The following is a 20467-nucleotide window of genomic DNA, read 5'->3' on the forward strand; positions in this document are numbered from 1 at the left end:
GGCGGCGTGAGCGCCCCTCGCATCCGGCAACGCCGGATGCCCCACCGACCGCCCGCATCCCGCGAATTGGGGGCAGCCGTCGCCGCGGAGCCGGCCCGGGCCGCGAAGCGGCCGATGGCTGTCGCCCGTCAGGGCGTCCTTTTCAGCGCTCACCTGCGCCGGGCCCGCGGCTTCGGTCAGCGGCCGTCGTTCGACGCCTGGTGACCCGCTCGCGGCGCACTGCCGGGGCGGCCGCGGGCGGCCGTCGCTGTCGCGCCCGCGCCCCGTCGGAGTTGCCGACGGGGCGCGGGGGTCCGGGCACGCTCAGGCCAGGCTCGCGGCGGCCAGCACCAGGGACCCCAGGGCGGCGAATACGTACGCGTTCCCGTGGCTGTATCCGGCCTTCAGGCCGTGGGCGCGGGCGTTGGCCAGGTGCGCCATGCCCCGGATGCTGTCGTCATCGTCCATGTCGCCGTAACGGGCCTGGGCGGTGTTGAGGACGTCTCCGATCACGTCGGACAGGGCGGGGGCGTCCTTGATCTCTCCGGCCGCGTACGGGAGCGTCTGAAGCCACGTGGGCGCCCAGGTGTTGAGCTGCACCCGCACGGTTTCGATCAGTGCCGACTCATCCAGGACCGGCATGCGGCCGTCGAACGGGTCCATAAGGCTCACGTCCTCGAACCCGTCGTACAGGGCCGCACCGGCGCTGATGAGGGAGAACAGGGCTCCCAACAGGTAGCCGTCACCGTGCCCGTGGTAGGCCCGGAGGGCGTCGGCGTGCGCGTTCTCCAGGTGCGCGAGTCCGTACAGCGTGGCGTCGCCCTCCGGGTTGTCCGGGTCGTGCTCGGCCCAGTCGGTGACCTCGCCGATCAGGTCCGCCAGGGCCCCCGCTCCGGACAGTTCGTCCGGGACCCGCACGCCGTAGGTGCGGGTCACCCAGGTACGTGCCTGTACGCGGCACGCTTCCACCAGCGCGCCCGTGTCCATGACCGGCTTGGGGTGCGGGTAGGTGCTCAGTCCCGCCGTGATGCCGTCGGCGGCGTAGGAGGTGGTGGTGTCGGTCATGGGCTTGTCTCCGTCCCTAAGGTGCTCGTGGTCTCGGGGGAATGCGGGAGCCGGTTTCGCTGGGGATGTTGGACACCGGCTGTGGCAACGGGTCGGGTGTCGGGGCCGTCGCGGCCCCGACGCCCGGCGTGGCGCTACTTGGAGGCGTCGCCCTGCTGCGGGGGAATGCCGTGGTCGCCCGTGATCCGGCCGGGGTTTTGGACTGCGGCCCGGGTGACCGCGTCGGCCGCCTCGGTCCTCTTGGCGTAGTCCTTCTGGCAGTTCTCGACCGTGGCGGGCTCGTTCACGATGCTCATCGGAGTACCTCTCGTCGGTGTGCGTGTGGAGCCGGTCCGGGGGGCCACCCCGTGCCGACAGAAAGAACTTTACCACCTTTAAAGCTCGGCGCAAAGCGTGGATGCGCCCGCGTCCGGCCGCCGTCATAGACAGGCGACGGCCGGACGCGGGCGGCACTCAGTCTCGCCCGGCACTCGCCCGGGCCGGTCGCGGTGCGCTGCTGATCGTGATGAGCGGCGCGTCGTGGGCGTCCCTCGTGATCTCCGCAAACACCCGGACGGGCCGGGGCCGGGTGCTGGTGCCGTCCGGCGGGACGCGCATCGCCCGGACGGTGAGGCGGGCCGGGGGTGTTCTGCGGGCCTGGCGGTAGCGGTCCAGCGTGACGGCCAGGGCGCGCAGCAGTTCGTACTCCCGCGCGGTGGAGTCTTCGCGGCGGCCCTGGACTGCGCACCCGGGCGGCCATGCGATGCAGTCGGCGTAGACGTCGGCCGTGTAGACGGCCGGGGCTGGTAGCCGGATGATTTCGATCAGGTCGGGATCCGCCTCGACCATGGGGGCCTGTGCCCGTACTGCTGTGGTCACATCCGCTCCGTGTGAACTTGCCGAACGGTCCCGGGCGTCTGCCCGGGACCGTTCTGGTGGGGCTGGTTGCTCAGCGGCCGGGCCGCAGGGGAATGGAGAGCGAACCGCAACCGAGGGGAACCGGCACATCCTTGACGAGTTCGGCCAGACGCGCGGCGGCCTCGACGCGCTCTCGCGCGGCTTCCGCGAACACCTCGGGGAGGTCGGCCATAGGCGGCTCGGCAACGGACGCGATGAGCGCGCCGCCGCCCTGCCACTTCGTGTAGGTGGGACCGGACTCCACGAGCGTGGCGGGCTCGATCAGGCTGCCGGTGCTGAGGCTCCACTGGTCACCGGACAGCGTGCGCCCGAAGGTGATGCGCGTGAAGCGCTCGCCGCGACAGCGGCGGTGCAGCTGGGCGGCCTCGGTGGCCGCACGGATGATGTCCGTGCTCAGGAAGGTAACTCGCGGGTCCGCCGAGTTCATCTTGGCTCCTTTGACCGTGGTGTGCGTGTGACGACCGGAACGGGGGGCCACCCCGTTCCGACAGAAAGAACTATACCACCTTAGACACCCTTTAGCGAATGTGCCGTTCAGACGCGGCGGGCGTAGATGTCCTCCAGCTCTTGAGGCCACAGGCACTCTTCTTCGCAGTATTCGTAGCGGCGGCCACACTCGCACCGGGGGGCCCGCCGAGTGACGTACACCCGCTGGAAGGGGTGGATCATCGTGTGCCCCTCCTTGACCGTTTCCACGAAGCGCGCGGTGCCGTCGACCGAGTCGTCAACCCAGTTGATGGGCCCGTAGGTCTTGCCGTGCCGGTCACGACGGAAGTAGTCACCCATGCCGAGAGTGAAAGCCTCGGTGTACTCCATGCCGTCGATTCGCTGGACGGTAGGGGTCACTTCGACGCTGCCGTGGGAGACCAGGGCAGGCGTGGCGGGGTATACAGACATGCGGATCCTCCGACTTGGAACTGACGGTGAGGGACGGGGCGGCCTCTGGCCGCCCCGTTGGAGTGCCTCAGACCTGCTTGACGCTCCGGCGGACGTGGTCGCGGAGTTCGGCGGTGAGCTGGGCGGCGCGCTCGTCGCTGACGGCGGCGATCGTGTTGCGGACGACGACGACTCCGGCGGCGGCCACGGCGTCCGCGTCGCTCGCGCCCTCGTCGATCTGGTGGGCGTAGACGTCGTGGGCGAGGCTCCGGGCGAACTCGGTGGTGAAGCGCTCGCGGCAGAACTCCGGCGTGAGCCCGGTGAGGTAGGACCACCATGCGGCCGTGGTGGTGGTGATGAACTCGACCATCTCCGCGTAGGCGGCGGTTTCGTCCGTCGCGGTGGCCGGGGTCTGGCGGTCCATGGTCAGCGTGGTCATGTCGTCGTTCTCCTTGGGTGATGTGCGTGTGGGGCCCGGTCCGGGGGGCCACCCCGGACCGGTGCGGGAGTTGAAGAGCGTGCTAGTCCGGCAGGACGACCGAACGGTGCGACGGCAGATTCACGGTGCCGTTCGGCGTCTGCTGGGCCGTCATGGCTGCCGCCAGCGTGCGGAGCGCTTCCGCGTGAGCGAGGGTGGCCTCGATCTCTGCGGCCTTGAGGTGCTCCGCCGTCGACGGCTCATTCCATACGCGGGCCGCCTCCAGGTGGCGCACAGCCTGATTGGAGTGCTCGGTGTAGCGGTCGGGTCCGGCGGCGTTCATGATTCCTCCTTGGCGGGCGTGTGGTTCCGGACCGGGGAGCCACCCCGTTCCGACAAGAAGAACTTTACCACCCTCACCCCTCGCGGGCAAGGTGGCGTGCCTCTGTTGCGGTTCTCCCTTGGTCTGGCGCGCGGTCGGCATCGGGCCTGGGCCACGTCGCGGCCTCTCGCCGCTGCTGCGTCTTTGGGGTCAGCAATTAGAACGGCGGGCCTGCCGGGCGACGGCCGGCCACGTAAACCGCTGCGAGTAGCCGCCGGGGGTTCCGCGGGGACGGCGAAGGCCCCGTCCCCCACTGATCTTAGGTTCTAGCGATCGTCGCAACACCCCAGCCCAAGGGGTGCGATGTTCGAGATCCGCCAGACCCGGACGGTGGCTCAGGGCCGCAGGAAGCTGACCCGTGAGCGGGAGGAATACTTCCGGCTCGTGCAGCAAGGCGTGAGTTACACGGAGGCGGCCAGGGTCGTCGGCATCAACCTCCGTACGGGAAAGCGATGGCGTAACGGCCGGAATCCCTCCGGCCGGCAGAAGGCGGCAGCACCGGCCAGACCGGTTCTGCCGCCTTCTGGTGTATCCCGGTATCTGCGGGAAGCCGACCGGATCTACATCGCCGACCGGCTCCTTGAGAAGGCGACGGTCCGGGCGATCGCCGCCGAACTGGGCCGCAGTCCCTCCACCGTCAGCCGGGAGATCCGCCGCAACCGGCACCCCACGAACGGCCAGTACCGTCCCTTCGCCGCCCAGGCCCGGGCGGATGACCGCCGTCCCCGCCCCAAGCCCCGGAAGATCAGCCAGGACCCGGAACTGCGGGCCGCCGTCCAGGCAGGTCTCAACGAGCGGTGGAGCCCGGAACAGATCTGTCACGCTCTGCGCAGACAGTTCCCCGACCGGCCGGAGATGCACGTGGTCCACGAAACCGTCTACCAGGCGCTCTACGTGCAAGGACGCGGAGCACTGCGCCGGGAGCTGGCCGGCGCCCTGCGTACCGGACGCGCCCGCCGCAAGCCGCACCGCCAGGCCAGCTGTCGGCAGCCACGCTTCACCGATCCCATGGTCATGATCAGCGACCGTCCGGCCGAGGCGGACGACCGGGCCGTGCCCGGCCACTGGGAGGGCGACCTCATCATCGGCAAGAACGGCGGCTCGGCGATCGGCACCCTCGTGGAACGCAGCACCCGCTACGTGATGCTCCTCCACCTGCCCACCGACCACACCGCGGCCAGTGTCCGAGACGCCCTGATGGAGGCCGCACACAGGCTGCCAGCGCACCTGAAGCGGTCTCTGACCTGGGACCAGGGCTCCGAGATGGCCGCCCACCGCGGCTTCACCGTCGCCACGGACGTCCCGGTCTACTTCTGCGACCCGGCCAGTCCCTGGCAGCGCGGCTCCAACGAAAACACCAACGGTCTGCTGCGGCAGTACTTCCCCAAGGGAACCGACCTGTCCGTCCACAGCCGCGAACACCTCGACGCCGTTGCCGCCCAGCTCAACGGCCGCCCACGCAAAACGCTCGACTGGGAAACCCCAGCCGAGCGTCTGCATAAACTGCTCGCCGTCTGACACAACCGATCACGTGTTGCGACGATCCCTAGAAACCGCCGATGCGCGGGGGACGGGGCCTTGGCGATTGAGTTGCTGGCCCGGCTGACGGGATGGGATCAGCGGCCGGCGGCGCGGGTGACTGTACGACTGTCCTTGAGCAGACGCTGGGCAACGTCCGGCTTCACGCCGAATGTCTCGGCGATCCACCCTTCAGTGACACGCACCTTCTCTGCCCGGGCTTCCCGGATCTTGTCGATCCGGACCTGCCGCAGGGCGTCGAGGGCCTGGCGCATGCCGATACCCAGAGTCGCCGCGGCCGTCGACGCGGTGAGCGCCGAACCCTGTTCGTCCAGGAGCTCGCGGATCTGGGCGACCCGGCGTTCCGCCCCGCTGACCAGACCTACCCGCTCACGCGCCTGGTCGGGTGTGAGCTGTTCCTGCTCGGCCAGCTGCTCGGCGGCCCTCTGGCGCGCCTCCGTCAGCAGGCGTTCGGCCGTGCGCAGGCTGCCCCCCAGCTCCTCCTGGACCATCGCGGCGGTGAGGTCGCTGCCGTTGGCATCGAGGAGCTCGGCGACCCGGGCACGCTTCTTGGCGGTGGATCCCCACGCCTTGGGCTTCGAGTCCTTGGAGCCGGCCGGGCGGCCGCCATGCCCCTTGGAGGGGCCGCGGTGCTGGGTCCGGCTGGCGTCCCAGTCCGCGATGGTCTTGCGGTACCAGAGGTCTTCGCCGGTCTCCGTGTGATCGGGATCCGGCAGGCGGGTCTTGCTGCTCGGTGACCGATACCGCGTCCACGTGGCCGGCGAGATCTGGCGCTCCTTCGGAAGGGACAGGCGGGCCTCTTCGAGGTCGAGCAGGTCCAGGTCGTGCCCGGGCGCGGGGAGGTCGGGCATGCGCAGCGGGGGTTTGCCCTGGGCCGCGCGGTCGGCGTTGGTCTTGGCGACTTGCAGCTGTTCCTCGGCGTACAGCCGGCGCATGGCGCCCTCGCGGCTGAGAACCTTCAGCCCGGGCTGGTCCTCCCAGCGCTTGGTGGTCTGCCACCTCTTGGTCGAGATGCCGAAGATCGCGGCGGCGCGCGCGTCGTTGGCGGGGGTGAGGCCATGGGGGATCACGGCGGGTTTCTCCTTCAGCGGTGGTGGGTGTGGGCGCCGACCCGGAAGCCACCCTGAGCCGACAGGATTTACTTTACCTTATTCCACTCCTCTCGTGTGAGGGTGCGTGCGGGGGTGTTGTCAAGCGTCCCCGATCCCCGGCCCCGGCGGGCCGGGGTTGGGGTCGGGGACGGCTGTTAGAAGAGGGTGGCCTGGGGTGGGTCCTGGCCGCGAAGTTGACGCTGGCGCAGGGCGAACTCAAGGGCCTCGTCCTCGTCGTTGAAGTGGTGGGCGAGCACCTTCTCCAGTGCGTCGAGCATGCCGGCGCGGCGCATGGCTGTGCGGTAGGACCGTTCGACGGCCAGGAGGGACCTGATGGTGAGGAATTCCTGGTGGTCGTCTCCGCAGACTTCGCGCAGGACTTCGATCATCGCCCGGTCCCGGTCGATGGTGAAGCTGATCGGGCCGTCCGGGTAGGGCTCGCCGGTCGCCTCCTGGTAGATCCCGGGGAGGGTGTCCTCGACCTCGTGCTTTTTGAACACCCAGATGCGGCGGATCTCGCGGAGCTCATCCAGGGTGATCAGGCTGATGTCGCGGACGTGGTCGGGGCCGGTTCGGCGGATCTTGGTCTGGGCCGTGAGGAGTTGGCGCAGCCAATCCTCGCGGGCCTCCTGGGTGTAGGGGCCGTGGACGAGTCGCTCACGGTGGATGAGGAGTCGGCCGTCCATCTTGCGGAAGTCGCGCAAGTGCCGGTCGTCCTCGACGTCGAGCCGGTCACGCAGGGCGAGCAACGGCCGCATCCAGTCGTATGAGTCGCCGTCGTCGTTCAGGATCATGGCCTTCATGCTCTTGTCGGACTCGACCATGGTGCAGGTCCAGCACCCGAACCGGCTGTCGCCGCAGGACTGGGTGCTGGTGTCGACGACGAGCGGGCATTCGCTGTCCGCGGAGGCGCCGCGGTAGATCGCGAGGAGCTCCTTGTTCGAGTGGCCCCAGGGGTTCGAGAACTGCATGAGGGCCATCCACACCTCGTCAGTGGTCAGGTCCTCGATGGGGCTGTAGACGAGGGAGTTGGGAAGTGAGGCGTTCGGCGAGAGGCGGTCACGGACGCGGCCGGCCTCGTGCCGGGCCATCGACCGGGCGCGGGCCTGGCTCTCGGCCTTGCGGGTGCCCAGCACCAGGATCACCTCCCCGTGCTGGTCGACCACCTTTCTGATGAACGCGTTCGATGGCCGGATCTTCATTCGCTCTGTGCACCACCTGAACTTCGGCCTGGGGGCGGCGTACCCGCGGCCGATCAGGCAGACCCAGAACGTATCCTCGATGGCGGGGGTGAGCCGGTGTACCTCGATGGGCAGACCGGCGGCCTCGGCGGCCGTGCGCATCGAGTCGAGTGACCTGCCGACCCATGCGGCGATGACCGGATTCTCCACCAGGGTGTCAGTGCTGATGACGTGGACGGGCTTGGTCCGCTGCTCGGGCGGCAGGCTCTCCAGGGCCAACCACACCAGCATGGTCGTGAGCGTTGAGTCCTTGCCACCGCTGTAGCCCACGACCCAGGGAACGGAGTCGGCCAGGTACAGCTCTCGGATCTCGGCGAGCGTGTCCTCAACGAATGCGTGGAGGCCGCGGCCGCCGAACGGCTCGGGCTTGGGCAGGTCGACGAGTGGCAGGTAGTTGCGCGTGTCGGTCAGCGGGTTTCTCCTTCTCTCCGGACAGCGTGGGGAGGGTGGCGGGGGCGCTGCGCGGGGCCTCGGCCGGGTGGGCGCGGCCGTCGGTCGCCGGCGTGCGTTGTACCGGCGCGCGCACGATGGGATCGCCTCGGTGCCGGTCGGCGCGGCTGCCGCCTGCGCGGAACTGTCAAGCGGCAGGCGCCCGGTGAGCGGCCCGGGCTGCGGGGCAGGGCCTCGGCCTTGCTTTCCGGCCCGGGCCGGGCGTCCGGGCCGGGCACCCGGGTGTCAGCGTTTCGCTGACACCCGGCCGGTGTGGTGTCTAGGCCGGGGAGAACAGCGGCAGTTGTTCGCCGGGGGCCGAATCGGCAGTGGCCTGCTGGTCGTCTTGGGCGGTGGGAAAACGGGGGTAAGGGTCGTCGGGAAGTGCGGCGGGGCGGTGCTCGTCGCGCTCGGCCCGTGTGCGCAGGGCCGTGAGTATCTGGCTCCAGTCGCCGGTGCCCAGGGCCTGCGCCCATTCGTGGCGGTCCTGGTCGCGTTCGGCGGCGGTGCGGTGTCGGGCGCCGCTTCCCGAGCAGAGGGTGGGGGCGGTACGCGTGGGGTAGTGGTCGACGACGGCGCCGGCCCGGAGCGGCTTGGGGAGTCCGCAACAGGGGCAGCGCACGGTTTCTTCTGCGGTGACGGCGCGGTCGGCTTCGGCGGTCAACAGGCCCTTCCTCTCGGTCAGGGGGGCAGTGCCCGGGCCCGGGGCGGCGGGTCGCCGCCCCGGGCCCGGTGGTCAGCGCTGGGTGCGCGTGAGCAGGTCCTGCGCCTGGGCGAGCTGGCTGAGCAGATAGGCGATGTCCTGCGGGCCACGGGCGATCAGCTCCGCGTCGGCGCGGACGCCGTCGAGAACCGAACGGCGCTCGTGCTGGTCCTCGACGTCTTCCAGCGATGCGCCGAGTTCGGCGACGCGCAGCCCGTTGGCGGCCACGATCTCCACGGAGATGTAGTCGGCCTCGGCCTCGTCGGCGTGGTCCCCGCCGTCCGGGGTGTGCAGGGTCTCCCGGGTGTGCCAGGGGCGGGGCAGCGCGGTGTGCAGCCGGTCGCGTTCCGCCTTGATGCGGGCGGGCTCGGCGGGCAGCTCCACCACGTCGAGCGGGCCGCGGGCCGCGCGGACCAGGTCGAACCGGTAGACGGCCGTGTCGTCTGCGTCGCTGATCAGCTCGCACAGCGGCTTCCAGACGTGGCTGTTGGCGTCGTCGAGGTAGGCCGCCCACTCGTTCAGCTCGAAGACGGACCACGGGTCGAGCTGTCCGGGGGTGCGGTCGGCGGTCCAGTACCTGCCGGTGAGCTGGACGCTGCCGCTGGGGTGCTGCACGAGTTCGACGAGCACGGCGTCGAAGGGGGCCGCCGGGTCGTCGTCGTGGTCCGTGAGGATGTCGCGTACTCCGGCGGCGATGATGTGGCACATCACGCGGCCGGTGCGGGTGTCCGCCTCGCGCCGTGTCGCCTCGGCGAGCAACTGTGCGGCGATCAGGGCGGAGTGCGGGATGCGGGGGTAGGTCGGTCGGGCTTCAGCCTGGGCGTGGCTTATGAGCGGGCTCCTTCTGCGAGAACGGGTGTGCTCGTGTCTGGGGTGGAGGGTTCGGCGGTACGGGGCGGCTTGTCAGCACCGCCCCGTACCGCCCGCTGGGCCGGTCAGGTGTTCCTCTTACGGTGGCGCGTCACAGCAGCGCGCCACGCCTGTTCATCCCGCGCCCCGTACCCGTAGCCCGGGCCTCGGGAGTAGAAGGCGTCCCGCACGATGCCGGTGACGTTGTAGTCCCGAGGGTCCCGGCCCTCCATCCGCAAGGTCTCGCGCGTGACGCTGCGTACCTCGGCGATGCTGTTGTAGCCGCTCACGACTCCCCCTCCCCGGCAGGATCGAAGTCGTAGACGAACGCCACCTTCTCCGGGTCTTCAGGGTCGAGGAACGACAGCTTCGCCCCGTCAATCCGGGCCAGTGATGCCTTCGGCCAGTCCACCCACCAGGGCCTGTCCCGCCCCGGTGCCAGCGTGGCCAGCCTGTTCGTCTGCACCTTGTCGATGGTGCGCATGCCGCTGATGTGCGGATGCCAGTTGTTGGTGACGTGCACCCGCTGACCGGGATGCACGGTTCGCTTGAGATGAGCAAGCGAAGTGAACCTCATGAGTCCTCCTCGTCGGGGTTCGTGGCCCACCGGGTGGGCGGCGTTCTCAGGCAGCCAGCGCGTGCTCGATGGCGGCGGCCCGGACGGTGGCCGCCGGGCAGGGGCCCAGGAGACGGGTGAGGTGGGCGGTCAGGGCCTCGGTGTCGCGGACTCGCCGGGCACGGGCCACGGACTTCAGCAGCGCGGCCGCCGCGTCGGCCGTGGTCGGATGGGCGGCCGGGCAGAAGCAGGACGGGGCGGGCTTGACCAGGATGGACAGCTTCCCGGCGTGCTCCGGCACGGGGACGCAGCCCTCGTGCCGGTACCTGGGCCGGGGAATCCCGTCGTTGTTGCGGCCCCTGAGGTGGCTCCAGTACCGGTTGCCCTCCCACCGGGACGGACAGATCAGGCAGCGCATGAGCCAGTGGTTGTCGGCCCCGGGGTAGCCCGCCAGGGGCTGCCAGCCCAGCTCGGCAAGCCGGGCATGGGCCTTCGCGGCCGAGCGGATGTTGCCCGGGGTGGGCTGAAGCCGGGGGTCGAGCAGCAGGGCGTATCCCGGTGCCTGGGGGTCCTCGGCCGGTCCGCTTGCGCTCTGGTCCTTGAGCGCTCCCGCGTCGGCCAGCTTCGTCACCTGCTCCGCTGCGGATTCCGGCGAGGCGTGGCCCGTCTCCTTGTGGCCCGGGACAACCGCGTACCAGACCTTGTGCCAGCGGTAGATGTGACCGGCGGGTCCCCGTCCACGTCGACGGGGTAGCGGCCGTTGGCCTCGCGCTCGCCGATGCGGTAGCGCGGCAGCGTGTTCGTCTGGGGCATGAGTTCCTTCCGTCGGTGTGCGTGGGAGGCCGGAACGAGGAGCCACCCCGTTCCGACAAGAAGAACTTTACCAGCTAACGCCCTCACCGCGAAGCGCGGCAAGGGCGTTGAGCAGGTGTGACGTATCAGAAGAGCCGGTCTGCGATGTCCGGGGATGCGGGCGGCGCGTCGGCGGGTGCGGCCTGGGCGGCTTCATCGGTATCGGGCTGCTGTTCCGCCTCTTGCGGGATGCGGTCCCAGCGGGTGAGGTCCTCGCCCCAGCGGTCCAGGATGATGCTGAGGGCGGTGAATTCGTCAGCCCCGGCCGGTATCAGCACGGTGTCGGATTCGTGGCCGTCGGGGCCGGTCAGGGTGGCGTGCGCCTCTCCGACGGTCCAGACGGCGACCCGCTCCCCCGCCTCGTCGACGTTCGCGTATCCGGCCTCGAACCGGAGACGGCCCGCATCATGGATCAGGCAGCCATCCTGGCGGCACCGGCCGCCACGCTCCAGCCAGTAGTCGAGGTGTGCACGTGCTCCGGCGGCCGCCCAGTCGTCACCTTCGATGAACTCGGGGCGGCGCCGGGTCCAACTGGCTACCACCTTCTCAAGGTCCGGCCGGACGTAGAAGTAGGACAGGCCGCTGTGCCGCATGATGTCAACCCAGCCCCGCCGGCTGGACTCGTAGGCGCGTCGGGAGATGTCGTATCCGTCGGCCGGGTCGATGTCGTCGACATCGACGCCCCTGGCGAGGCACATGGCGGCGCGCGCGTCGGCTAGCGACGTGATCCGGTCGGCGGCACAGACAGCACAGGTGGTGGTCTGGTCGACGTAGTGCCAGTAAACAGCGTGGTAGATGGGGGGTCCTCCTGAGGGGGAGTCGGGATGTCCTTGCGGCGGCCGGGGCCGCCGGTGGTCACCGGCGGCCCCGGCGGGGGTCAGAGCGGAAGGCGGGAAGGGGCCCGGTGGGGGCGGTCCGGCCGGGCGGCGGAGAGTGCGCCCCACCGCGCGAACACGCGCATGAGGGTGATGAGCTGGGCTCGGCGGTCGGCCTTATCCTCGCCGCGCCCGGGTGCTCCCTTTACTGTGCCGACGTTGAGCTGGTGCCCGCCGCTGGCGCGGTAGAGGTCGACGCTGCACCCGTTGCCCGTCTCGGCGCTGGCGCCGGACGCCTCCAGAGGGCAGCGCAGACTGTCGTGCCAGGCTCCGGGATTCAGGAGCCGGTGCCGCTTCCACCAGGCCCCGCGGGGTGCCCACGTCTGCTCGGCGTAGGCGGGCGCACAGAGCGGGGAGAGGAATCCGACGAGGGTCCATACCTCGGCGTCACTGAGGCCCTTGAGGGTCAGACACCCGCTGCCTGGCCAGGCGTGGCCGGACGCGTCGACCTTCAGCCTGGCCGTGAGGTGGGCCTCCGTGCGGCGCCTCGGGTCGGTGATGGTGACGGAGAGGTATTCGGTGCCTTCACCGAGGAAGTCGTGACGGTGGATGCTGGTGTCGTTGACGGCTCGTGGGTCGGCGTAGCGCTCGGCGATCAGGGCCAAGCGGACAGCAAGGCGGTAGGCCGCCTGCGGCCGGTCGGGGCGGGCGGGGCGACGGTCGATGATGTCCGTACGGGTGAAGCGCAAGAGGTGGGCCCTTTCATCGTGGTGTGCGTGTGACACCGGCACGGGGAGCCACCCCGTCCCGACAGAAATAACTTTACCGCCCGCACCCCCTTCCGCAAAGCGAGTGAGGGGGTGCGAGCGGCAAGGCTCGCTCTGTTAGCCGTGTGCCGGGGCGGTGCGGCGGCGGCCGACGAAGCGGCGGAGGCCTGCGCGTAGACGGCGGCGGGGGCCTCCCTGGTCGTCCCGGCCGTTCCACCACTGGTAGGCGAAGTACGCGGCCAGTCCCGAATTGACGACAGCGGGAACGGGGTCCTCGGCCATGCGGCCGACAGCGATCAGCGCGAAGCCGACAGCGAGCAGCCCGTCTCCCGTCTGGATCGAGATGCGGCGAGTCAAGGAGCCGGCCAGAACGACGATCAGAATCCCGACGCCCATGGCGGTGAGGATGTTCAGTGGAATGTCCCTTCATGCGGAGGATTTCGATGCGTGCCGGGGCGGGCCGTTCCCGCCCCGGCCGGAGAGGTCAGCCTGCGGGGTAAAGCGCTATGACCTCGCGGAGCCCGGCGGGCAGGGGCCCGACGAGGTCGGCAAGCTCGCGGTCCTTGTCCATCTGCTGCCGGGTCGGGTAGAGCTCGTCGCGCAACTGCCGGGCGTCGAACAAGCCCATGCCCACCTCGTACAGGGGGGAGAAGTGGTTGCCCTCGCTGTCGGCCGCCAAGACGATGAGCCGGTTGGGCTCTCCCAGCAGCATGCGGCGAAGTACGTGGCTCGTCAGAGGCGGCCTGCCGTCGGCGTAGACGGGCAGTCCGGCGGTGTGGTCAACAGAAGCGGGCAAAGGCGGTTCCTTTCGCGGGGGTGTTGCTGGCAGAGAGGGCCGGGCCGCGCGGTGCGCGGCCCGGCCCTGTGGGGGCGGGGGTCAGCTGTGGCAGGTGTAGGCGTAGAGCGCGGTGGTGGCGGTCTCGACGCTGACGGGGCCGATCCACAGCTTCACGCGGACGTCCAGGCCGTCGCCGATCTCCGCGATCAGGCCCACGATGCTGTAGACAGCCGGGCCGTCGCCGACCTCGGGATACCCCGGGTCGACCAAGCTGTCCGTTACGGCCTCGGGCGGGGCGTCGCCACGGGCGACGTCGAGCATGGTCCGCAGCACGTGAGGGGCGACCTCGCGCGGTGCCGGGATGGTGTGCCCGTCGGCGATGAGCGCGGCCCGGACGATCTCCTGTGCCGTCTTCAAGGACAGGTCCTGGAACGTCAGCCCGACGCGCGGGGCCGACCCCTGGGCCTGGGCGACGGCCACGGTGTGCCGCGTGGCCCGGCGTCGCCCGATATCGATCGTCGCGTGGCCCCCCTCTTCGTCGATCCGGTCCAAGACGGCGGGGGTCGCGAGCAGAGGAGCCGTCAGAACTGCGACCGCCTGGGTCACGTTCTGCCGCCCATACACCGGGGCGAGCCGGTAGCGGATGGCGTCGAGAAGCTCGGTCACGACCGGGTCACCGGGGCCTGTGGGGAGCGGCTGGACCTCCTCGATGGTCGTCAGGGGCACATCGTCGTTGTCGGCGAGGTTGACCTGTGCGGCCAGCCTGAGCTTGTCACCGTCGGCCTGGATGAGGATCTCGTGGCCGTGCCGGTTGCGCAGGATGGCGGTGTCGAGCAGGCCGTCGATTTCCCAGAGTTCGGGGCCGAGCCGGTTGAGCACCCATCGGGCCACGTCGTGGCCGGGGCTGGGGACTGCCGCGGGGGCGATGGTCATGCCGGACCTCCCGGTATCGGGTGTGCGTGTGGAGCCGGTTCAGGGAGCCACCCCGTTCCGACAAGAAAAACTTTACCAGTTCAGTAGTGTGCGACAAAGCCAGGCAGAGGGCCTGGCGGCGGTGGCACTCGCGCCGCCAGGCCAAAGCCTCCCTGTCGGCCGGGGGGTCAGCCCTCCAGGTGGCTGGTGAACCCGTCCCAGCCGGACAGGGCCCCCATCTCGAAGTGGCGCACGATGTAGGCGACCGCCACACACTCCGTGACCTGGTCAAGCGGGACGTGCAGATGATCGGACGTCCAAATGACGGCACTGCGGAGCTGGTTGCCGGTGGCGTTATTGATGATGGTGGTGATCACGGTGTGATCTCCTTTCGATGCAGCGTGCGTGCGGCGTCGAGACAGGGCGCCACCCCGTCCCGACAGAAAGAACTTTACCAGTTCCAAGGTGCCACGCAAAGCGGAGTTGTCCTCTCTGAACCGATGCAGGTCAGAACAGGACGTGACAGCCGTCGTCGACGGTGACCATCTCGGCGTCGGCGGCCGGTGCTGTGGGAATGACCTGGCCGGGGATGGTGAGTGGCGGCGAGGCGGGGAGTTCCTTGCGGGCCGGTGCGACTTCGCGCGGGCTGACGGTGCCCTCCAGAGGCTGGCGGGCGTCGATCAGGGCCAGGATGTCAAGGACGAGATCCGCCGGCACGCCGGTCAGTTCGAGATTGGCCTCGCGGGCGTCGCTTGAAAGCCTCACCTTGCCCGAAGCCCGGGCGGGCGCCTCCTTCGGGGACCATTCGGCACCGGACCACCACGAGGTGTCCCGGTGCGGCGCCTCCCAGTCCGAGACGTGGGGATTGCGCAACCCGGGAAGGACCTGTTCCATGCGGCGGTTCATGGCGCGCCGCGCCGCACGGTGGCGCTCGGCAGTGCGTGCCATCTCCAGCGCCTGGTCGATGGTGGCCAGGTAGTTGGGCAGCCATCGGCGGACGATGTCGCGGGCCATGGCCGTGGGATCGCGGTCCATGGACACGGTGATGGGTTCGGCGCGGCGGACGTTAGAGTCATGCGGGTAGATGCCACGTACCGAGAGACGGCGGCCTGCGGCGCCTTTGCGGTAACTGCCCTCGTGGACGAGGGTGAAGCCCAGCCCGCGCGGGTGGCGCAGCTCAACGGTGCCGTAGCAGGCATGGCCGGCCTCGTGTGTCCAGCTGCCTCCTTCGACCGCAGCCGTGTTGAGCGCCGCGGCCAGTGCTGATCCGAGGGCGTCGAACTGGCGGTGAAGTTCGTCCGCCCTGGCGTCGGGGTCGTAGATGATCGGCTTCGGGGTGGTACGGGTGGTCACTGTTCCCATGCGTCTCCTGGTCAGTGGTGGATCGGGGCACACGCGGTGCCCGGCCGCTGTGGCGGCCGGGCACCGCGAGGCAAGGTCAGAACAGGAAGCCGTCGGCGTGGGCCTCGGACGGCTCCGCGTCCTCCGCCGGAACCGTGACGGGCGGGGCCGCTACCGTGGCCGGAGTGACGGCCTTGAGAGGACTGGCTGCCCGCTGCGGGCGGGGGGCCCTGTTAGCGAGCGCCTTGGGAGGCTCTTCCTCGAAGTCGCAGGTAACTACTTCGATCCGTGGGGGGGATGCCCGCCATCCCTCGTACATGGAGGCGTCAATCCCGACGTTGTCGCGGAGCACGATGCCGGTCTGACGGTGGAAGGCGCTGTAACGGGAGCTCTCGCGCCGCTCCAAGATCCGGAACCCCGGCCGTCCGGTGTTCTGGAACGGGGCCGACATGCTCGGGACGATGAACGCACCGTTACGCGCGATCAGGGAAGCGACGGCGATGGTGTGGTACTCGAAGTACGGGCCGGTGTAGCCCGGCGCGTTCCCGGAGCGCTCGATCGCGCCGAACGGCGGGTTGGCGATCGCCGTGTCGAAGGTGCCCAGGTCCATGTCGGGCACGTCCAGGACGTCCGCACAGATCCAGGTCGCTTCAGGAAGGAGCTTCCGGCCAACCTCGACATAGGCCGGGTTCTTCTCCACACACACGATCTCGCGCGGCGGCTTGTTCCGAAAGCGGCGGTCGAACAGTTGCCGATTGCAGTAAGCCAGCGTCCCGATCCCGGCGCACAGGTCGATGATCCGATCGCCGTGCACATGGAACTGAAGGTCGTACGCGAGGTCCTCCGGCGTGAAGTAGGCGCCGTCCAGCTTGTTGGTCACGTTGGACGACTCCTGCCAGTACCGCAGGACGGTGTCCTTCTCGTCCTCGGTGAGTTCACGGTCCAGCGCGACCAGGGCGCACGCCTTGCGGTGGTTCTTCGCGTCTTCCTTGCTGAGAAACGCCATGCGGGATGTCCCTTCGGGTGAGGTATGCGTGCGGATCCGGAACGGGGAGCCACCCCGTTCCGACAGAAAGAACTTTACCCTTGCTGCCCCTCCCTATAAAGCGGGGAAGGGCTCTTGAGCTGCGCTGATGCGGTGACGCTGTGGGCGGCTAGTTGGGCTGTGCAGTGCTCATGAGGTGGCCTCCCGATCGGTGAAGTACTCGCCGGTCGCCATGCGGTGGGCGAACGTGAACAGCGGGGTGCTGTAGGTGTCGGCGATCGGGTCGGGGTTGTTGCCGACGTGCCAGATCACCCGGCCGTCTCGGATCTCGTCGACGGTGCAGCGGTCGGCGCGGCCGGTGCAGCGGTTCATGGGGAGGTTGACGAACGTCCAGCCGGGTTCGGGGGTGGGCCACAGGGGCGGCGGGGTGAGTGCGGTCCTCATGCGGTGCGTCCTCCTGCTGACGCGGAACTGCGGGGCGGGATGGGGTGGCCTCCAAAGAACGCAACCAGCCAGCCCTGGACTTGAGCGGACGGCGCGGCGCGCGTACTGACGCCTTCGGGGCGCGGCCGGCGGGCTGCGGCGCTGGGCGCGGCGTGCTTGCGCACTTGCTGAGCGACCGTTGACGGGCCGTCGCGTTGAAGCGTTCAGGCCCGGGTTGCGACCAGGGCCGGAACGCTGGGACGCGTCTCACCGGATTACGGCGGGCCGCCTCGGTTACCGGGCGAACACCGCGTCGACGGCGTTGAGGAAGTGGAAGGCACACGCGCGGTAGCTGCGGCGGCCCTGGGCGCTTCCCTCCTGCCGCACCCAGGGGTCGACCTCGATCGCCACGGGCGCGGGCAGGGTGCATCGGCCGTACTCGCAGCCTCCGGGCCGCTTGGCCCTGGCAAGGTCGATGACCCGGTACGGCTCGAACAGCGTGACCTCGAAGCCGAACGCACGATCCCTTACGGCGGCCAGGTAGTCGGCACGCTTCTTGGCCTCGGCGCGCTCGCGCTCGGCGGCCTCGGCTTCGGCCTTGGCGATGGCATCCGCCAGGGTCTTAGCCGACGGGGCCTTACGACCGGCCATGGTGTGCGCTTCCAGGACGGCCCTGCGGCGGCTGGCGAGCGACTCGTCACTCTCCCACGGCTCCCGCACCGGCAGCACCCGGCCGTGCGCCCAGTTCCACCGGTTCACCATGTAGTTCAGGGCTATCTGCGGGGTGCGGACCTCGGCAACGAACTCCAGGTCGTGCAACGTGACGTCGTCCCACCATTCGACGTGGACCCGGCGGCCGTCGGAGAAGAAACAGCCGAGAAAGGCGCTGGTGTCGGCGAAGTAGACGTTTCCGCCCACCATGTTGCCGTGGTAACCGTCCTCCTGGAGCACGTCAATCAGCCAGTCGTAATGGCGAAGTTCGGCAACCGGCATGGGCACCACCGTCAGGGGAACATCGCCGCTGTCCAAGCGGTCTGCGGCCGCTGCGTGGGGTCCTCGGGCGTGGAACGCACGGACTCCGCCGGTGCGGTAGATGCTCGGAAGGGTGCTGGTGGCCATGCCGCGCTCCTTGGCTTGGATCCTGGGAGGGGGGTCGTCGTCCGGCGCGGGTGTCAGGCCGGGCGCGCCGGTGTGGTGGGGCGGGCCCGGGGGGCGACGGTGCGACCGTCGCCCCCCGGGCAAGTTCGGAGATCAGGAACTGGTCAGCCGGTCGTCTCGCTGCTCGTGACCTGGTCGAAGTCGTGGCGGCTCGCGCACTTGGCCACGGCCCGGATCACCGTGTGCATGGTGACGGTGCCCGGCAGCAGGGCCGCGACCTGGCGCACGTCGTGCAGCTCGCGCCACAGTAGGTAGAGCACCCGGTCCCGCAGGGCCGCCGTCTTGTTCTTGGTCTTGAGGATCCGCTGAAACTCCGCCTCGGTCTCCAGGGCGGAGGTGCGCAGCTCGGCCACCACCGGGCCGAACGGCTCGTCGGGCGTCGGGGCGTCCTCCTGCTTGCCTGCCAGGAACTGGGTGATCAGGGCCCGCTCTTCGTCGGTCAGGGCGGCGGGGGTCTGGTCGATGACGGTCATGGTGGGTGCCCTTTCGGTGGGGTGCGTGTGGTGTTCGGTGCGGGGCGCCACCCCGTTCCGACAAGAAGAACTTTACCAGTATCACCGTTCACAGCAAAGCAGGGAACGGCTCCTGAGCTGCGGAAACGTCCGGCAACGGGCGGCCGGACGGCGGCCGGTCAACCCGCCCATCGCTGGCCGTTGCTGCGTCCTTTGGGCGGTCATCCGCACGGCGGGACGGCCGGGCGGCGGCCGGTCACCTAAACCGCCCAGGGTGGCCGCTCCCCCACCACTCACCTCTTAAGAGGTGACTCCACAGATGGTGAACTCCCGGGCCACGTACGGACCTCAGCCACCGCACCGGCCACGAACACGGCCCCCACCCGCGCGCCGGCCCCAGCCCGTCAAGCCCCCGCCCGCCGCGGCGGCCGGCCACCCGGGGGGCACACGTCCCCGGCGGGCGGGCGTCCGGAGGAGCCCGCCGGGGCCTCGCGCAAGGGAGCCCCGGGCGACCGCAGCCCGCCGGGCGCGAAGCGACCGGCGGGCCGCCAAAAGGAGGGCCCCAGGCCCGACGACGGCGGCGCACAGCCGGATCGCACCACCGGTGCGATGCACACCGCGAGACAGGCGCACGGCGAGGGGGGAGGGTTCCGGTCGGCGCTCGCCAGCAGGGCTCCCCGCTCCGGAGCGCGCCGGGGGGGTGCCCGGGACTGGCCCGGCGGCGCGCCGACCGCGCTACTCCGGGCGGCCGGGGGCACTCCCCCGGCCACACCGGTTGTCTGTCAGGCTGCGACGGGCACCGCTTCCGGCTCGGCGTCGACGGTCTCGGTCGTGCCGGTCTCCTCGTCCTGGCCCTCGTCCTGAGCATCGTCGGGGTCGGTGAACGCGAGGATGGCGCGGGCGCCCTCGGTGACGCGCTGTCCCACCTCGATCATGGTTTCCCGCACCTTCTCCGGGGTCTGACCCGCCCATCCCGCGATGTAGGAGAGCGACGAGACGGAGGAGTCAAGACCTGCGACCGCGCACACGATGTAGGCGACGGACTCGGCTTCAGTCTCCATCCTCCCCCGGTGCTTCCTGTACTCGGCCATGTCGGCTGTGTGGTCGAGCTGCACGTGCCCGGCCTCGTGGGCGAGCACGGCGGCGCGGTGCGCTTCGGGGAAGTCCTCTCCGACGCGCACGGTCCGGGTCTTGGGGTCGGCGTATCCGTCCGCCTTCCCGGTGTACCCGTGCTCGACGCTGTACCCAAGGGAGTTGAGGAAGGCGGTGAGCCTGTCCATGAATTCAGCGGGGGCGGCGCCTTGCACCTTCCCGTCGAGGTCCGGCAGCTTGACGCCGTCACCCGTCTCGGATTCCGGCTCCTGCACACCGTCGGCCCGCTCGGTCTGGCTGATGTCGAAGACCGAAATCGGCTTGAAGCCCGTAAGGCGCTTCTCGTTGCCGTGCTCGTCCTTTTCCAGCTCGCCGGTCTTCCGGTCTCGGGGGGTGAACGTGTAGGGCGCCAGGATGCGGATACCGTGCTCATCCTTGCGGACCTGGCGGCCCCGCTTCTGCCAGTCGACGTATCCGCACACGTCCGTCGCATGGGGGCACTGCGCGAAGATCAGCGTAGCGTTGCGGAAGCTGTACCGGCGCATGATGCGGGAGCGCTGGGCCATCTTCTTCAGCACTGCGGCCCAACCTTCGGAGGAGGCGAAGTCGACGACGGCGGCGGTGAGCTGCTCCTGCAAGCTCTCAACCTCGGCCTTGCGCTTCTCGTTGCGCTCGGCGCGCTGCTCGGGCGTGAGCTTCTTCTTGCGCTTGGTGGACTTCGCAGCGGAGCGGCGGCGGGTCGACGTGGCCATGGTGGGTGCCCTTTCGCTGGGGTGTGCGTGTGGTGTCCGGTGCGGGGTGCCACCCCGTTCCGACAAGAAGAACTTTACCAGCATCACCGTTCACCGCAAAGCGTGAAAGAGCCTC

The 20467-nt window shown here is 69.9% G+C and carries 28 protein-coding genes; 2 read left to right on the forward strand and 26 right to left on the reverse strand.

Annotated features, from left to right (window positions below):
- Positions 1-204, forward strand: a 204-nt coding sequence (locus tag ACWD26_RS43030) for a hypothetical protein (protein ID WP_451279053.1), incomplete at its 5' end; no start/stop codon positions are given.
- Positions 205-303: 99 nt separating this feature from the next.
- On the opposite strand, the gene ACWD26_RS43035 is transcribed toward ACWD26_RS43030, so the two are convergent.
- The 7 genes from ACWD26_RS43035 to ACWD26_RS43065 form a co-directional block, all read right to left on the reverse strand.
- A complete protein-coding gene (locus tag ACWD26_RS43035) occupies positions 304-1044 on the reverse strand; it encodes a hypothetical protein (protein WP_451279055.1) in 741 nt (246 codons plus the stop codon).
- A 134-nt stretch (positions 1045-1178) separates the two neighbouring features.
- A complete protein-coding gene (locus ACWD26_RS43040; protein WP_451279057.1) occupies positions 1179-1340 on the reverse strand; it encodes a hypothetical protein in 162 nt (53 codons plus the stop codon).
- 157 nt (positions 1341-1497) lie between these two features.
- Positions 1498-1902 (reverse strand): hypothetical protein, encoded by a 405-nt coding sequence (locus tag ACWD26_RS43045; protein WP_451279059.1) that lies wholly within the window; start codon positions 1900-1902, stop codon positions 1498-1500.
- Between the two features lie 70 nt (positions 1903-1972).
- On the reverse strand, positions 1973-2368 hold the full coding sequence (locus ACWD26_RS43050) for a hypothetical protein (RefSeq protein WP_451279061.1): 396 nt from the start codon (positions 2366-2368) through the stop codon (positions 1973-1975).
- 107 nt (positions 2369-2475) lie between these two features.
- The gene (locus ACWD26_RS43055; protein ID WP_451279063.1) at positions 2476-2838 is read right to left on the reverse strand and encodes a hypothetical protein; all 363 of its coding nucleotides are present in this window, start codon (positions 2836-2838) and stop codon (positions 2476-2478) included.
- A gap of 67 nt (positions 2839-2905) precedes the next feature.
- Positions 2906-3256 carry a hypothetical protein gene (locus ACWD26_RS43060; protein ID WP_451279065.1) on the reverse strand — a complete coding sequence of 117 codons (351 nt, stop codon included), beginning with the start codon at positions 3254-3256 and terminating at the stop codon, positions 2906-2908.
- A gap of 82 nt (positions 3257-3338) precedes the next feature.
- Positions 3339-3578: a hypothetical protein gene (locus tag ACWD26_RS43065; RefSeq protein WP_451279067.1), complete on the reverse strand. Its 240-nt coding sequence runs from the start codon at positions 3576-3578 to the stop codon at positions 3339-3341.
- A 342-nt stretch (positions 3579-3920) separates the two neighbouring features.
- Between ACWD26_RS43065 and ACWD26_RS43070 the strand changes: the two genes are divergently transcribed.
- The gene (locus tag ACWD26_RS43070; RefSeq protein WP_451279069.1) at positions 3921-5135 is read left to right on the forward strand and encodes an IS30 family transposase; all 1215 of its coding nucleotides are present in this window, start codon (positions 3921-3923) and stop codon (positions 5133-5135) included.
- A gap of 98 nt (positions 5136-5233) precedes the next feature.
- On the opposite strand, the gene ACWD26_RS43075 is transcribed toward ACWD26_RS43070, so the two are convergent.
- The 19 genes from ACWD26_RS43075 to ACWD26_RS43165 all read right to left on the reverse strand — a co-directional run bounded on the left by ACWD26_RS43075 (position 5234) and on the right by ACWD26_RS43165 (position 20352).
- Positions 5234-6226: a hypothetical protein gene (locus tag ACWD26_RS43075; RefSeq protein WP_451279071.1), complete on the reverse strand. Its 993-nt coding sequence runs from the start codon at positions 6224-6226 to the stop codon at positions 5234-5236.
- Between the two features lie 176 nt (positions 6227-6402).
- Positions 6403-7863, reverse strand: coding sequence for a DNA phosphorothioation system sulfurtransferase DndC (gene dndC, locus ACWD26_RS43080; RefSeq protein ID WP_451279104.1), 1461 nt, complete (start codon positions 7861-7863; stop codon positions 6403-6405).
- A 334-nt stretch (positions 7864-8197) separates the two neighbouring features.
- Complete coding sequence (locus ACWD26_RS43085) at positions 8198-8581, reverse strand: hypothetical protein (protein WP_451279073.1); 384 nt, start codon at positions 8579-8581, stop codon at positions 8198-8200.
- 72 nt (positions 8582-8653) lie between these two features.
- On the reverse strand, positions 8654-9379 hold the full coding sequence (locus tag ACWD26_RS43090) for a hypothetical protein (protein ID WP_451279075.1): 726 nt from the start codon (positions 9377-9379) through the stop codon (positions 8654-8656).
- A gap of 176 nt (positions 9380-9555) precedes the next feature.
- Positions 9556-9759, reverse strand: a complete 204-nt coding sequence (locus tag ACWD26_RS43095; RefSeq protein ID WP_451279077.1) for a hypothetical protein — start codon at positions 9757-9759, stop codon at positions 9556-9558.
- Entirely contained in the window at positions 9756-10046 is a 291-nt protein-coding gene (locus ACWD26_RS43100; RefSeq protein WP_451279079.1) for a hypothetical protein, read from the reverse strand. The genes ACWD26_RS43095 and ACWD26_RS43100 overlap by 4 nt, the downstream gene beginning before the upstream one ends.
- 46 nt (positions 10047-10092) lie before the next feature.
- Positions 10093-10656 (reverse strand): hypothetical protein, encoded by a 564-nt coding sequence (locus ACWD26_RS43105; RefSeq protein ID WP_451279080.1) that lies wholly within the window; start codon positions 10654-10656, stop codon positions 10093-10095.
- A 307-nt stretch (positions 10657-10963) separates the two neighbouring features.
- Positions 10964-11575, reverse strand: a complete 612-nt coding sequence (locus ACWD26_RS43110; RefSeq protein WP_451279082.1) for a hypothetical protein — start codon at positions 11573-11575, stop codon at positions 10964-10966.
- A gap of 179 nt (positions 11576-11754) precedes the next feature.
- Entirely contained in the window at positions 11755-12441 is a 687-nt protein-coding gene (locus ACWD26_RS43115) for a hypothetical protein (protein ID WP_451279084.1), read from the reverse strand.
- A gap of 135 nt (positions 12442-12576) precedes the next feature.
- Positions 12577-12855, reverse strand: a complete 279-nt coding sequence (locus ACWD26_RS43120; protein ID WP_451279086.1) for a hypothetical protein — start codon at positions 12853-12855, stop codon at positions 12577-12579.
- A gap of 88 nt (positions 12856-12943) precedes the next feature.
- On the reverse strand, positions 12944-13255 hold the full coding sequence (locus ACWD26_RS43125) for a hypothetical protein (RefSeq protein ID WP_451279088.1): 312 nt from the start codon (positions 13253-13255) through the stop codon (positions 12944-12946).
- A gap of 81 nt (positions 13256-13336) precedes the next feature.
- The gene (locus ACWD26_RS43130) at positions 13337-14170 is read right to left on the reverse strand and encodes a hypothetical protein (protein WP_451279089.1); all 834 of its coding nucleotides are present in this window, start codon (positions 14168-14170) and stop codon (positions 13337-13339) included.
- Positions 14171-14337: 167 nt separating this feature from the next.
- Positions 14338-14526, reverse strand: a complete 189-nt coding sequence (locus ACWD26_RS43135; protein ID WP_451279091.1) for a hypothetical protein — start codon at positions 14524-14526, stop codon at positions 14338-14340.
- Positions 14527-14656: 130 nt separating this feature from the next.
- Positions 14657-15511 carry a hypothetical protein gene (locus ACWD26_RS43140; protein WP_451279092.1) on the reverse strand — a complete coding sequence of 285 codons (855 nt, stop codon included), beginning with the start codon at positions 15509-15511 and terminating at the stop codon, positions 14657-14659.
- A 76-nt stretch (positions 15512-15587) separates the two neighbouring features.
- Complete coding sequence (locus ACWD26_RS43145; protein ID WP_451279094.1) at positions 15588-16496, reverse strand: methyltransferase; 909 nt, start codon at positions 16494-16496, stop codon at positions 15588-15590.
- A gap of 168 nt (positions 16497-16664) precedes the next feature.
- Positions 16665-16919: a hypothetical protein gene (locus tag ACWD26_RS43150; protein WP_451279096.1), complete on the reverse strand. Its 255-nt coding sequence runs from the start codon at positions 16917-16919 to the stop codon at positions 16665-16667.
- Between the two features lie 273 nt (positions 16920-17192).
- Entirely contained in the window at positions 17193-18017 is an 825-nt protein-coding gene (locus ACWD26_RS43155) for a hypothetical protein (protein ID WP_451279098.1), read from the reverse strand.
- Between the two features lie 143 nt (positions 18018-18160).
- Positions 18161-18529 (reverse strand): hypothetical protein, encoded by a 369-nt coding sequence (locus ACWD26_RS43160; protein ID WP_451279100.1) that lies wholly within the window; start codon positions 18527-18529, stop codon positions 18161-18163.
- A 761-nt stretch (positions 18530-19290) separates the two neighbouring features.
- Positions 19291-20352, reverse strand: coding sequence for an ArdC-like ssDNA-binding domain-containing protein (locus ACWD26_RS43165; protein ID WP_451279102.1), 1062 nt, complete (start codon positions 20350-20352; stop codon positions 19291-19293).
- Positions 20353-20467 lie beyond the last annotated feature (115 nt).

This window comes from Streptomyces sp. NPDC002787 (assembly GCF_053592095.1).

Bases quoted from the DNA above. Each gene is read 5' to 3' on its own strand.
- ACWD26_RS43040 (WP_451279057.1), bottom strand. From the start codon at position 1,340: ATGAGCATCGTGAACGAGCCCGCCACGGTCGAGAACTGCCAGAAGGAC.
- ACWD26_RS43065 (WP_451279067.1), bottom strand. From the start codon at position 3,578: ATGAACGCCGCCGGACCCGACCGCTACACCGAGCACTCCAATCAGGCT.
- ACWD26_RS43120 (WP_451279086.1), bottom strand. From the start codon at position 12,855: ATGGGCGTCGGGATTCTGATCGTCGTTCTGGCCGGCTCCTTGACTCGC.
- ACWD26_RS43145 (WP_451279094.1), bottom strand. From the start codon at position 16,496: ATGGCGTTTCTCAGCAAGGAAGACGCGAAGAACCACCGCAAGGCGTGC.
- ACWD26_RS43155 (WP_451279098.1), bottom strand. From the start codon at position 18,017: ATGGCCACCAGCACCCTTCCGAGCATCTACCGCACCGGCGGAGTCCGT.
- ACWD26_RS43060 (WP_451279065.1), bottom strand. From the start codon at position 3,256: ATGACCACGCTGACCATGGACCGCCAGACCCCGGCCACCGCGACGGAC.
- ACWD26_RS43140 (WP_451279092.1), bottom strand. From the start codon at position 15,511: ATGGGAACAGTGACCACCCGTACCACCCCGAAGCCGATCATCTACGAC.
- ACWD26_RS43100 (WP_451279079.1), bottom strand. From the start codon at position 10,046: ATGAGGTTCACTTCGCTTGCTCATCTCAAGCGAACCGTGCATCCCGGT.
- ACWD26_RS43035 (WP_451279055.1), bottom strand. From the start codon at position 1,044: ATGACCGACACCACCACCTCCTACGCCGCCGACGGCATCACGGCGGGA.
- ACWD26_RS43055 (WP_451279063.1), bottom strand. From the start codon at position 2,838: ATGTCTGTATACCCCGCCACGCCTGCCCTGGTCTCCCACGGCAGCGTC.
- ACWD26_RS43110 (WP_451279082.1), bottom strand. From the start codon at position 11,575: ATGTGCCTCGCCAGGGGCGTCGATGTCGACGACATCGACCCGGCCGAC.
- ACWD26_RS43150 (WP_451279096.1), bottom strand. From the start codon at position 16,919: ATGAGGACCGCACTCACCCCGCCGCCCCTGTGGCCCACCCCCGAACCC.
- ACWD26_RS43165 (WP_451279102.1), bottom strand. From the start codon at position 20,352: ATGGCCACGTCGACCCGCCGCCGCTCCGCTGCGAAGTCCACCAAGCGC.
- ACWD26_RS43130 (WP_451279089.1), bottom strand. From the start codon at position 14,170: ATGACCATCGCCCCCGCGGCAGTCCCCAGCCCCGGCCACGACGTGGCC.
- ACWD26_RS43050 (WP_451279061.1), bottom strand. From the start codon at position 2,368: ATGAACTCGGCGGACCCGCGAGTTACCTTCCTGAGCACGGACATCATC.
- ACWD26_RS43160 (WP_451279100.1), bottom strand. From the start codon at position 18,529: ATGACCGTCATCGACCAGACCCCCGCCGCCCTGACCGACGAAGAGCGG.
- ACWD26_RS43070 (WP_451279069.1), top strand. From the start codon at position 3,921: ATGTTCGAGATCCGCCAGACCCGGACGGTGGCTCAGGGCCGCAGGAAG.